This is a genomic window from Moorena sp. SIO3A2, assembly GCF_010672265.1.
Lineage (GTDB): Bacteria > Cyanobacteriota > Cyanobacteriia > Cyanobacteriales > Coleofasciculaceae > Moorena > Moorena producens.
Map to the genome: position 1 here is coordinate 180,706 of NZ_JAAHHC010000015.1, position 12,502 is coordinate 193,207.

General features: G+C 45.4%; 9 protein-coding genes and 2 pseudogenes. 3 read left to right on the forward strand and 8 right to left on the reverse strand.

Annotated features, from left to right (window positions below):
- Positions 1-52 precede the first annotated feature (52 nt).
- Entirely contained in the window at positions 53-1,150 is a 1,098-nt protein-coding gene (gene aroF, locus F6K64_RS18180; protein ID WP_287265957.1) for a 3-deoxy-7-phosphoheptulonate synthase, read from the reverse strand.
- A gap of 936 nt (positions 1,151-2,086) precedes the next feature.
- On the opposite strand from aroF, the gene F6K64_RS18185 reads away from it, so the two are divergent.
- Positions 2,087-2,272 carry a hypothetical protein gene (locus tag F6K64_RS18185; RefSeq protein WP_008188549.1) on the forward strand — a complete coding sequence of 62 codons (186 nt, stop codon included), beginning with the start codon at positions 2,087-2,089 and terminating at the stop codon, positions 2,270-2,272.
- 141 nt (positions 2,273-2,413) lie between these two features.
- On the opposite strand, the gene F6K64_RS18190 is transcribed toward F6K64_RS18185, so the two are convergent.
- From F6K64_RS18190 to F6K64_RS38950, 4 genes and pseudogenes are all read right to left on the reverse strand, one after another.
- A complete protein-coding gene (locus F6K64_RS18190; RefSeq protein WP_287265959.1) occupies positions 2,414-6,730 on the reverse strand; it encodes a type I polyketide synthase in 4,317 nt (1,438 codons plus the stop codon).
- Between the two features lie 307 nt (positions 6,731-7,037).
- Entirely contained in the window at positions 7,038-7,202 is a 165-nt protein-coding gene (locus tag F6K64_RS18195; protein WP_008188552.1) for a hypothetical protein, read from the reverse strand.
- Between the two features lie 530 nt (positions 7,203-7,732).
- Complete coding sequence (locus tag F6K64_RS18200; protein ID WP_287253763.1) at positions 7,733-7,870, reverse strand: plasmid stabilization system protein; 138 nt, start codon at positions 7,868-7,870, stop codon at positions 7,733-7,735.
- Positions 7,863-8,045, reverse strand: a pseudogene (locus tag F6K64_RS38950) (hypothetical protein). The gene F6K64_RS18200 and the pseudogene F6K64_RS38950 overlap by 8 nt, the downstream one beginning before the upstream one ends.
- 523 nt (positions 8,046-8,568) lie before the next feature.
- On the opposite strand from F6K64_RS38950, the gene F6K64_RS18205 reads away from it, so the two are divergent.
- Complete coding sequence (locus F6K64_RS18205) at positions 8,569-9,126, forward strand: Uma2 family endonuclease (protein WP_287265960.1); 558 nt, start codon at positions 8,569-8,571, stop codon at positions 9,124-9,126.
- Positions 9,127-9,143: 17 nt separating this feature from the next.
- Here F6K64_RS18205 and F6K64_RS18210 read toward each other — a convergent pair whose 3' ends face one another.
- The 3 genes and pseudogenes from F6K64_RS18210 to F6K64_RS18220 all read right to left on the reverse strand — a co-directional run bounded on the left by F6K64_RS18210 (position 9,144) and on the right by F6K64_RS18220 (position 12,053).
- The gene (locus F6K64_RS18210; protein WP_502708047.1) at positions 9,144-9,485 is read right to left on the reverse strand and encodes a DUF5615 family PIN-like protein; all 342 of its coding nucleotides are present in this window, start codon (positions 9,483-9,485) and stop codon (positions 9,144-9,146) included.
- Positions 9,486-9,531: 46 nt separating this feature from the next.
- Positions 9,532-9,762 (reverse strand): annotated as a pseudogene (locus F6K64_RS18215) (DUF433 domain-containing protein); the annotation flags it as partial.
- A 200-nt stretch (positions 9,763-9,962) separates the two neighbouring features.
- Positions 9,963-12,053: a pentapeptide repeat-containing protein gene (locus F6K64_RS18220; protein ID WP_287265964.1), complete on the reverse strand. Its 2,091-nt coding sequence runs from the start codon at positions 12,051-12,053 to the stop codon at positions 9,963-9,965.
- A gap of 152 nt (positions 12,054-12,205) precedes the next feature.
- Between F6K64_RS18220 and F6K64_RS18225 the strand changes: the two genes are divergently transcribed.
- Positions 12,206-12,481 carry a hypothetical protein gene (locus tag F6K64_RS18225; protein WP_008188565.1) on the forward strand — a complete coding sequence of 92 codons (276 nt, stop codon included), beginning with the start codon at positions 12,206-12,208 and terminating at the stop codon, positions 12,479-12,481.
- Positions 12,482-12,502 lie beyond the last annotated feature (21 nt).

The window sequence follows — 12,502 nt, forward strand, 5'->3', positions numbered from 1 at the left end:
GTTGAATCAATCTAAGTTAGCCTTCAATTTTTTCTTCAACTCACAACAAGTTTTAAACAATGGCACTGAATTTTTGGGTAGCTTGAGGGCATGAAGGGGTGAGGGCTAACTTTTCCGGCCAACGACCCACTGTTTCACCAATAACTGCCATTTCTTGCATCAGTTCTTGATAACGATGAGGCGTCAAGGATTGAGGGCCATCAGACAGGGCTTGGGAAGGGTTGGGATGAACTTCTATCATCAGAGCATCAGCTCCTGCTGCAATTGAAGCCATTGCCATTGCCGGGACGTATTCGGCTTTACCAGTCCCGTGACTGGGGTCAATCATAATGGGAAGATGAGTCAATGTCCGCAAGACAGGAATCACGGATAAATCGAGGGTATTGCGGGTATATTTGCGGTCATGGGTGCGAATTCCCCGTTCACACAAAATAACATTGGAATTTCCGGCTGCTAAAATATATTCAGCCGCCATTAACCATTCCTCAATGGTTGCGGACATTCCCCGCTTCAGCAGAACCGGTTTCTCTTGAGCACCAACTCTTTTTAACAGAGAAAAGTTCTGCATATTACGAGCACCAACTTGGAGAATATCTGCAACAGTTGCTATCTTTTCAATGTCGGCTGCATCCATTACCTCGGTGATAATTCCCAAGCCTGTTTCTTGACGTGCAATGGCCAGCAATTCCAAAGCACTCTCACCATGCCCTTGAAAAGCATAAGGAGAAGTCCGAGGTTTGTAGGCTCCACCACGTAGGAAATGAGCACCTGCTGCTTTAACTTGTTGGGCGGTTTCGACAATCATCTGTTCATTTTCAACCGAACAAGGGCCGGCAGTTTGAACGATGGGACTGTGTTCGCCAAAAGCAACAGAACCGTTCGGTGTTTCAACAATAATTTCACTGGGTTCACCATGTCGGAAGTCTCGACTCGCCCGTTTAAAGGGATGTTCAACTCGTGATACTTTTTCAATAAAAGGACTGACAGCCTGAATTTTTAAGGGATCGAGTTCAGCCGTGTCACCGACTAAACCAATCACCACTCGGTGTTTGCCGATGATTTTTTCGACGCTGACTTTGTATTGGGACAGTTCGTGTTTAATGCGTTCAATTTCGACTGTCGGAGTGGCTGCTTTGAGGACAATTATCATGCTTTATTTCCGTTGAGATTGGGTTTTATGATTTGGGAAGTGATTAACCGGACTTGATCTAACATCAACTTAGTTTTGACGAAGATCAGAAGTTGATATGTAGAGTGTGTAGGTCTTGGTGTGCATACTGAAAAACCCTTGATTGTTAGCTTCTAAAAACTTTTCGGGGTTCAGCGTATGTTTTATGCCGAAGAACGATTTTTTTTTCGAAACTTCTCAAAACTGACCTAGACCATTGGGTGAACAAGATTCACCGAAGCCTTGCTCCACTTGAGCTCAAACCAATTTCCAAACCTAGGTCTGATCAAGGGAACAGGACTTACTCAAAACTGGAATCCAAACCCTATAAGTGGTAAGTTGAGTTAGTAACGCACCCTACCAGTAGCCCTTGAGATTGGGTTGTCTGATTTGGGAAGTGATTAACCGGACTTGATCTAACATCAACTTAGTTTGGACGAAGATCAGAATTTGATATGTAGAGTGTGTAGGTCTTGCTGTGCATACTGAAAAACCCTTGATTGTTAGCTTCTAAAAACTTATCGGGGGTCAGCGTATGTTTTATGCCGAAGAACGATTTTTTTTTCGAAACTTCTCAAAACTGACCTAGACCATTGGGTGAACAAGATTCACCGAAGCCTTGCCCCACTTGAGCTGAAACGAATTTCCACACCTAGGTCTCATCAAGGCAACAGGACTTACTCAAAACTGGACTCCAGGAAAATTGGCGTACACCAATTACCAATTACCGATTACCAAGTCAACTTCGTAAGTCCTAGCAGGAATGAATACTTCCACCCAAGCTAGGGGTGAAGCGTTCCTGAAGTCAATTGAGAGCTTGCCTTGGGTTCACTATCATGGTCACATAGCGCGTTCGCGTAGCGTGGCCGAAAGGCCATCGCATTCGCGGCTCTTTGGTATCGACAGGCAACAGCGGTAGTGTTTCTGTCTGACCGGGAGGGATTTGGACTACCGATTGCCGAAGCCGCATCATTTGGTCGCTTTGTGGTGGTATCTCAAGGGAATCAAGCCGGTTTGGAAGCAGGGGGGTCTGCCATCATCACCGTTGATCCTGATCAGCCCAGGGAGGCAGAAGATCAGGAAACCCCCTGGAAGAACTCCTAGCTGCGATCGCGGTAGAGCAACCACCCACGAAAAACTTAGCACTAGCCAGATATCCGGCTGCTGACTGGATTACGAAACAGGTAATAGTCAGGACAAAACTAACTCCATCTTTGCCCCTTGGGGAAGAATGATGGATCCAAACTAGGACTTGGATAACTTCTTTTTAAAGACATCCGAGTTGAACTTAGCAGCGATTAGTTGAGGGCTGTTGGACCCCAGAAGGTATGGCAAAATGGTGATGGCTTCTTCTGGTTGCCATGGGTCTACTCCTATGCGCTTCAATAAGGTCTTGACCTGTTCAGACACCATGGCACTTCCAGACCAGGGTGCCCAATTGATGCTCAAAGCAGGTAATCCTAGGGCTTGACGATGATGTGCGATCGCATTCAGGAAAGCATTAGCAGCAGCGTAATCAGCTTTTCCCTGACAGCCCCACAGGGAGGCAATCGAGGAGAAGCAGACGAAAAAGTCTAGGTTCATCTCTTGGGTAAGTTGATGGAGCAGCCATGCCCCCATTACTTTAGGTTGCAGGGTAGCCTGAAATACATTCAGGTCCATCCCTTGTATCTCCTGATAATTTTCAATCCCGGCAGCATGGATAACACCTTTGAGGGGAATCTGAGTATTACGCAAGTGTTCAAATACCTCAGACATCTCATCCTGATTACTGACATCAGCCTGAGCCACAATCACCTTGGCTCCCATGGCTTTGAGTTCTTTAACCGCGTTAACCCGTTTCCAAGACTCACTGTCTTGGGGTAAGCTTGCCCACTGATCTGATGGTGGAAGTTCTCGGCGTCCTAGTAGCACTAGGTTTTTTGCCCCTTGTTCAACCATCCACCGGGCAACCCGGAGTCCTAAACTGCCCAAGCCACCAGTAATCAGGTAGATACCATCAGCCTGCACTGTTAAACATTCCGTTTGAGTGGGTTTGCTAGATACCAGGCGAGCCAGATAGCGTTGTCCCTGGCGGAATGCTACATGGTCTTCCCCGTCTCCCTGGCAAATTTCTGAGAACAGAGCCATGGCCTGTTGCGTAGCACCCTTATGATCAGAATTATCAGAATTATCAGAATTATCAGATATAGATGGGTCTAAATCCAGTAGCCCTCCCCAAATTTCAGAGTGTTCTAGGCCAATTACTCGTCCCATGCCCCACAAAGAGGCTTGAGCCAGTGCTACCGGAGCAGGGTTGGCTTCCACTGCTTGGCTGCCAGAGGTTACTAACCACAATTTCGGTAAGGTTGAACTACCAGTATTGACCAGTGCCTGAACTAGTCCCTGAACTAGGTGCAGTACGCTTCCACAACTCAATACGTGAGACTCTTCGAGAGAGGATGGTGTGAGTGCTTCAGACTGTTCAGTCTCTAGACTCCACAGATGAATTACTCCATGACAGGGCAATGGATTATTTCCAAGAATTTCCTGGAACAGCCGCTTAAAATGATTGGGATCAGCAGGGTTGATGGTTCCAAGTCCTCCTGGTAGGCTTTGGTCAACTTCACCTGGATAAATCAGGCAACAGCTGTGACCATGCGATCGCAAATTTTCTGCTAATGCCTGTCCTACGCCACCGTAATCCGCAAAGATCACCCATTGACCAGGCTCAGTTGCTTCAGTGGCCTGAGTTTCTGCTTCGGGTGTACGCTCTTGAAGTTGCCACTGAATCTCGTACAGGGAATCCTCGACCAGGGAATCGGTCAGGGACTCTGGGGTAACCTCCTGTTGCTCTTCCCCTACCAACAAGTTCGGTAGTGGTGTTTGAGATGGTGTTTGAGATTTCTGCTCGACCCAATACCGTTCTTTCTGCCAAGGGTAGCAGGGTAAACTCACAACCCGAGAATTGGAAGATCGGAATAGTTTATGCAACGCGACTGTAAAGCCCTGGGTGTAGAGTTTACCTAGAGAGGTGAGCATGGTGGCCCGTTCCCCCTGACTAGGGCGTAGGGAGGGTAAGACAACCCCCGCTTGATCGAGATGGTTGAGGGTTTGAGCAATATATCCGGAAAGGACAGGGTCAGGGCTAATTTCTAAGAAGATGGTATGACCAGCTTCCACTAGCGCTTCAATAGCTGGAGCAAAGCGGACAGCTTCCCTGATATTTTGCCCCCAGTAGATAGCATCGAAAGCTGAACCTTGACTAGAGCTACCGGTAACTGTAGAGTAGATGGGAATAGTTTCTGGCTGGGGTTCGATCCCTTCAAGTGTCTGCACCAATTCCTCTTGAAATGGTTCCATTTGGGAACTATGTAAGGCATAATTCACTGGCAGCAATTGGCATAACACCGACCGTTGCCGCTGTGCCAGGAATTCAAGGAATAATTCCATTGCTGTAGACTCTCCAGACACCACCGTTGAGGTGGGACTGTTAATTGCTGCGATGCCTAGGTTGGGGTTTGCCGATTCGAAAATAGGATCGTATTCAGACAACAGTTGTTCTGTATCCGCTACGGAGAGTTCCAATGCTGCCATCTTGCCATTGCCTGTGGCTTGCTGCATCACGCGACCGCGATCGCAAATTAACTTCACAGCATCGGTTAAGCTCAGAGTACCAGCAATGTGAGCTGCTGCAACTTCACCTAAACTGTGACCCACCACTGCTTTTGGCTCTATGCCCCAAGAACGCCACAGCCGAGCCAGGGCAACTTGTAGGGCAAAAATAGCAGGCTGAGCAATTTCCGTTTCCCCAAGGCGGGATTCAGACTCGTCCGCTGTTAACTCCGCTAACAATGACCAGTTAGCCTGGGAGCGAATCAGGGCATCGCACTCCTCTATAGCCCCTCGAAATACTGGTTCCGATTGCAGTAGCTCTCGTCCCATCCCCCACCATTGAGGCACCTGACCAGAGCAAACAAAAACTAGATTCGGGGGGTGGTTGTTCCCTTCACTACCACCAGCTAGGTCAACATCTGAGGGGTCTTGGAGTAAATCTTGCAGGCGCTCCTTCGCGTCTTCAGGGGAGTTAACTACCACAGCTAAGCGGTGTTGATGGTTAGTGCGCCGGACACTAGCGGTGTAGCAAATGTCCTCTAATAAGGTAGGGTCGATATCTCTAGTGGCTAACCAGTCTTGATAAGCCTGAGCCAGGGATTTGACCGCTTCTGGACTATGGGCTGAGAGCGGTAGTAAGTAGGGTGGCTTGAGGGGTCTTGTCTGATCCGGGACTTGGGAGGATTCAGGAGCTTGTTCTAAGATCACATGGGCGTTAGTACCGGCAAACCCAAAGGAACTGACCCCAGCCTTGGCTAAACCAAACTCCTCAGGCCAAGGACTTAGAGTCTGCTGAACCCGTAGCGGTAGAGTATCGAAGGGAATATCGGGGTTAGGGTCTTCAAAGTGCAAGCTGGGGGGTAGTTGTTGATGTTTGAGGGATAAGGCAACTTTGATTAAACTAGCAATGCCAGCAGCAGCTTCCAAATGGCCAATATTGGTTTTAACTGCTCCGACAGCACAATAGTTTCCCTCCTGACGATCAGTGGCAAGCACGGAAGCGAGGGCGATCATTTCCATGGGATCTCCCAGGGGTGTGCCAGTACCATGGGCTTCAATGTAGCTAATTTCCGAGGGTGCTACGCCAGCATTGTCTAAGGCTTGAGCGATCAGTTCTTCTTGAGCTGAACCATCGGGAACCGTCAGTCCCTTGCTACGACCATCGTGGTTAACCGCACTGCCTCGGATAGTGGCGTAAATCGGGTCATTATCAGCTAATGCCTGGGATAGGGGCTTGAGGACAATGCAACCTGCTCCTTCACTGCGAACGTAGCCATTGGCTTTGGCATCAAAGGCTTTGCAGCGACCATCGGGAGACAGGGCTTTTAGCTTACTTAGGGCAATGTGACCAATGGGTGACAGGATAATATTCACACCCCCAGCCAAAGCCAAGGTAGACTCTCGAGTCCAAAGACTCTGACAGGCCAGGTGAACTGCAACCATTGAGGAAGAGCAGGCGGTGTCGATTGCGATCGCAGGGCCTTTAAAGTCGAATAAATAGGAAAGGCGACCAGCGGCAATATTCAAGGCATTACCGGTCAGATCGTATCCTTGGGGCTGAGTGGAATACTCTGGATGAGTGTAGCTGTAATCATTGTTGGAAATTCCCACAAATACTCCAGTTCGGGAGCCAGCCAAGTGGTCTCGCACCTGTCCTGCATCTTCCAGGGCTTCCCAAGCCACCTCTAGCAATAGCCGTTGTTGGGGGTCCATGGCAGTGGCTTCTTGGGGGGAGATGCCGAAGAAGTGGGGGTCAAACTGGTCTACTTGGGGCAAAAAGCCCCCGTAGCGAGAGTTCATTTTGCCAGGAGTATCTGGGTCAGAATCATAGAGGTCATCGAGATCCCAACGGGTTTTGGGGATTTCAGTAATGGCATCGACTCCATCACATAATAATTGCCAAAAAGCCTCTGGATTTTCGGCACCAGGAAAACGACACCCGATGCCAATTATTGCAATTGGTTCCATGTTAAAAATCCTTTTAATTACAACGTAATAGTCTTGAAATTGAGTCTTATTGATTAGTCAATTTATGTGTGGCGTGTAATAGTCAAGACTAAAGTTATTGGGGAGCATCCCATTGCTGTCAATCTAGGATCTAAACCAATCAATTGCAATACTAGAGAGAACAGCATTTTTTCATGATACTTTTTCCAAATTGTAATGCTCCGATTTATTGTTAAAACTATGAATCTTGAACTAAGCGCTGAGCAAGTTATTCAACTGTTGGATAGTTAAAAATTAAGACTGGATTAAATTCACGTCCAAGCCACTTTTATAACCGTCCCAGCAAAATCAAAGCCTGGCTATAATCTAAATCATAGTTATCAAAAGGCTCATTAATATCAATATCAGCTGGTTCCATTTCCAGACGCTCAGCTAACTGATCAATTAACCAAGTTTTAATTTCGTCTTGAGTAATAGTAATAGATTGGGCCATTTGCCTAACTCTGGTATTTTTTTCATGGTGACTACAGTAAGGTTTGGTTTGGTTTGGATATCAATTATCCTGTCAGCCTGCAACAACGTTTTACTGCCTTTTGGTAATTGGTAATTTGCAATTGATAATAGCGGTAATTTTACCGAGCATCGATTACTAATAACCCGACAATCTTTTGTTGCATCCCTTTTAGAGAAGGGGTATGATATTCAACTTATTGTACCAAGTTGTTCTATTTATTTGTCTGGGTCACTCAGAGAAGTTACGCAGCTATTTACAAAACTTTATAATTTTTCTGCAATGGTAGTAAAAGTTACCAGGGGGCGGGCGTTTGGGGAGATGGGGAGATGGGGAGATGGGGAGTTGATGTAGGGTGGGCAGTGGTTGATACAGATCAGATTAGCTGACCAAGCCCGTTGGTAGCCACTGCCCACCATCGGATTAATCACAATGGTGCCAGATCTCAGGAGTCCAGTAGGGTACGTTAATATAATGTAACGCTCTCAATAAATATAGAAACTATAGCATTTTTAATAGCTATTAGGATTATGCTGATTATCAGCCAGTAATCTTAATTTTGCTTCAATTTTTGGCTTTAAATTCGGTTCACGTTTAATGATTGCCTTAAAAGCTCGTTTAAATGATGAAGTTAAAATTAAATTAGTCATTGTTTAATTCGGCGATAACATCATCAACTGTACCCCGAAAAACGTTACCTTGTTGATATTATTGGTGAGCTTTAGTAATATTAACAGTGATTTCTTCTCTTCTTTGTTCAATTTGTCTATGTCTAACAATATTAATTAAATCGTTCTGTTCATCTAAATAAAGAGCGTCAATCATTTATAAAATTTGATTGAAGTTACTTGTTATAATTTTTTCCTCTTTTGTCAAAAAAAATCTTATTTTACTCTAATTTAATCTAATTTATTCCTAGAGGGGCGACAAGCGCCCCTCTAGGTTGTATGTAAGCATATGCGCTACTTGAGGTGCTGCGCGAACAGCTATCAGCCGTGAGCCAAAGGCTCACGCTTGGCCTTGGCCGTTGGCCACGCTACGCGAATGGCCACGCTGCTTGAGGTGCGAACAGCCGTCAGCTAATTAACGGGAGGTAGTTCACCTAGGGTGGGCAGTGCTTAATACAGATAACCTTACAAAGCCCGTTGCTAGGCACTGCCCACCCTAGCCATCTTTTAGGGTACGTTACTATAATGTAACCCACCATCTCAATAAACATAGAAACTATAGCGTTTTTCATAGCTACGAGGTACACATAATTTTTTACTTATTGCCTCTTGCCTCTTGCCTCTTGCCTGCTCCCTGCTCCCTAAAAAAAAGTACCTCACCTAATTCAAAACCGCTATATATGACCACTGCCACTCCACCCCTAACCTTAGAGGAGTTCCTCAAACTCCCAGAAACCAAACCCCGATCAGAATTTATTAATGGGGAAATCGTGATTAAGCCCATGGCACAAGGCCAACATAGTCTGCTTCAGATTGAGTTGTGTCAAGCTATCAATCGAGTCGCTAATCCCAACAAAATTGCCAAGGCTTTTCCCGAATTGCGCTGTACCTTTGGGGGTCAATCAATTATTCCCGACATCACAGTCTTTCGTTGGGAAAACATCCCCATTGAACCAACTGGCAAAATTGCCAACCGCTTTGAAATATCTCCAGATTGGGCAATCGAAATTCTTTCCCCAGACCAAAGACAAACCAAAGTCCTGAGCAACCTGATCCACTGTTTGCGTCACGGAACTGAACTAGGATGGTTAATTGATCCGGAAGAAGAAAGTATTATCGTGATCGATCAGACTCAACGATTGGAAATTCTTTCAGCAACGTCTACGTTACCGATTCTCAATGGAGTAGAGTTAGAACTAACAGTTGAGGAAGTTTTTGGGTGGTTAACTCTAGGGTAGACCGTATCAATCTTAATTTAGGGAGTATTGGTTATTTCCACAATCATTTCTCCTTGCTGCAACTGTTCTAAAGCATCAGGCAAAGTAGCGCTTAGTAATTGCCGTAAGTTGCGGTTTGTGACGTTACCACAGGTTAGCCACAAAATTTGAGGAGGTGTTCCCAAACGACATACTAAATCGATGAAGTCACTATCTTTGGTCATAATAACAGCGTTTTGAGATCGTGCAGCTTCAAATATCTCGATATCATGAGCATCTCGAAGATCCAAGTCTCGCAGAGCAAAAGCCTCTAAGCCAAAAGTGGTTGACAGCCAATTTGCTAATGTTGGAGGCAATTGAGCATCAATCCAAATCTTCAGGTGCGACCCGTGGCGAATTTAATTCGCCAACGGAAAGCGCACCTAATGCTGTCAGTCTGGGAAAATCAGTGCGTCGTGCAGCAAAAAGTAGACAAGCTTGAATATCTGCGAGTTCCAAATCGGGGAAATCTTCTAAAATTTCAGTAACACTAACATTTTCAGCCAACATTTCTAAAATATCGGTAACTCGAATTCGCATCCCTCGAATGCAGGGACGACCACCACACTGACCAGGGGTTTGAGTAATGCGAGCGATCAAGCTAGTTTTTGAATTCATGAGGGTGTCTAAAAGTTGCTTTGTTTGTCTCCATTTTACTTACATATGTAAGGATATGCGCTACTTGAGGTGCGGTCAGCGGTCAGCGGTCAGCCGTCAGCTGTTGGCCTTGGCCTTGGCCTTTGGGCCACGCTACGCGAATGGCTGATAGCTGATAGCTGATAGCTGATAACTGATAGCTGATAACTGATAGCTTACCCCTAAGCCTCCCCCCATCCCTCAATGGTAGCTACCAAAATGTTAACTAAAGGATGGTCTAGGGCTTCCTTGAAAGCTTCCACTCCTCCTGCTTTCAGGGCATTGATAACCTTAGCTTTTAGGGTTGGGTTATTCTCAATTTGGTCAACAACTTCACTGACAACTATCATCTTTTCTTGACTTGTTGTAGTGGGATTACTCTGGGATAGTTGGTTTAGAAGTTGCTGGATTTCAGCTGCTGCTTCGGCTAGGCTTTGTTTTTGCTCTGGTGTCGCATTATTATTCTCAATATTTTGTGTAGCGTTGTCGCCTGTTGCGACCGGAGCATTAGCATTAATAGCGTGCCTTTGGTCTATATTAAAATTACGTGAATTATCTGACATATTATTCTCCGCTTCAGCTTTATTTATAACTTTGACTATAGAATTGGATGACTGGTTACTGATCAAAGCGTCTATAACATCTTTGAAGTTATGAACATAGCGATTGTTAGCCTCATATTTACCCTCTAGAAAAGCAATTATTTTAGCATCTTCCAACCTAGCATTATCATAACTTTCCAAAAATTGTCTCTCAACCTTACCCTTATCTATTGATTCTGGAACTTCCAAAGTAAGTAAAACATCATTTCCCTTCCTCTCAATTCCTTGAATCGAATCACCAGTAATTTCATGATTTTCCGCCATTAATTTTTGAAAGGCTTGACGAAATGCTTCTGGATTAACCCCATTACGCAGAAGAATCTGCACCGTATTCGTAATCTGCTTATAAAGCTTGTCAAAATCCCCTGGTTCAAAAACCCGATTAAAGTCATGGGGACGACGCTCTCGACTTCCCATATCATTGGGATTCTCTAGTAAAAATAAAAACCGACAATCAACCTTAGTTAAGGTAGTTGTTGAATCAATATTCCACGCTTCTAAACAAGCTCCCGTAAGATAAGCATGGGTAAAATCAGTACCAACGCAATTAGCTTTAGTTAAATTAGCCCATTCTAAATTAGCATCCTCTAAAGTTGCTTCGCTAAGATCAGCCAGTTTTAAATTAGCCTTATTTAAATTAGCCCCTTTTAAATTTGTACCTCTAAGATTACCATTAACATAAGACTTATTGTAACCATTACCACTAACCAATAATTTTCTAACAGCCGTATCAGCTAAGATAGTATTACCAGGTCTAGCTCGGTCAAGCTTAATAGTATTTTTCCAACAAGTACGAGTAAGATTAGCCTCTCTTAAATCTGTACTTTTAAGAATAGCTCCCGTAAAATCAGCATCGGTTAAGTTAGCCTTGTAAAAACTTGTTCCTCCTGTGGCAGCAAAAGCAATAGCAATAGTGCGAATCCAGGCATCTCTGGGGTCCCCCTTTAGAGCACGCCAGCCCAGGTAAGTGCCAAGTAAAACGAAGGCTCCGGCTCCGGCTAAGGCTACGGCTACGGCGAAAGCTACGGCTTCGGCTAAGGCTACGGCTAAGGCTACGGCTACGGCTACGGCTACGGCTAAGGCTAAGGCTTCGGCTACGGCTACGGCCACAGCGAAGGCTACGGCTAAGGCTACAGCTACGGCAAAGGCTACGGCTACGGCTTCGGCTAAGGCTCCGGCTGCGGCTTCGGCTAAGGCTACGCCTACAGCTTTGGCTACGGCTACGGCTACGGCTAAAGCTACGGCTAAAGCTACGGCTAAGGCTACGGCGAAAGCTACGGCTCCTCCGATGCCTTGACGAAGGATAACAAAAAATAAGACAATTATTACAACCAGTGCTATCCAGCCGAAAATTTGTACCTCTACCTTGCTAGACACAAATATTGACGTTATTAACACCCCACCCAATAAAGAAATAATTCCTGATAGTCCTGACGTTATCCAGGAAACCAACAGAAGAACAATTACCTGCCGTTTTTGTAATCCAGCCTTTGCCTTACAGAACTGAGTTTCCTTTAGAATAGCATTCTTAAAATTTGTTCCTCGAATATCAGCGTAACTAAAATCTGCTCCTGAAAGGTCTTTCTCCTGAAACGATTGACCTCTAAGATTTACCCCTTGGAAATCCCGTTGTCCTGCTGCATATCGTCTCAGAACTTTTTTAGCTTTCATTAGCGATAATTATATATAGTTGAATGAAGGCCGAATCGCTCCTCGATGTAAACTACAGTCGATGAATCAGGATTCCGGAAATACTTACGTAGGAATAAATTTACTTGGTCACATAGGTGTTCTTGTAACCCTGTTACCGTCCCACCCCTGGGATGCGCTACGCACAGCCAAAGGCGATTGGCCTACGGCCACGCTACGCGAACGCAGGTATTCAGTTAGGTTCATCTGAACTAGAACACTGTTACCAGCAGTGCGATTGGCCTACGGCCACGCTACGCGAACGCACCAGTACCAAGAACCAACATTCCAATTCAAACGCGATCGCACCAGAACCAATATCCCAATTCAAACGCGATTGGCCTACGGCCACGCTACGCGATCGCACTCTTTGGCAAAAACCAATCATCCCAATTCAAGCCCATCGCTAATTAAAACTTGTTCAAGAATAA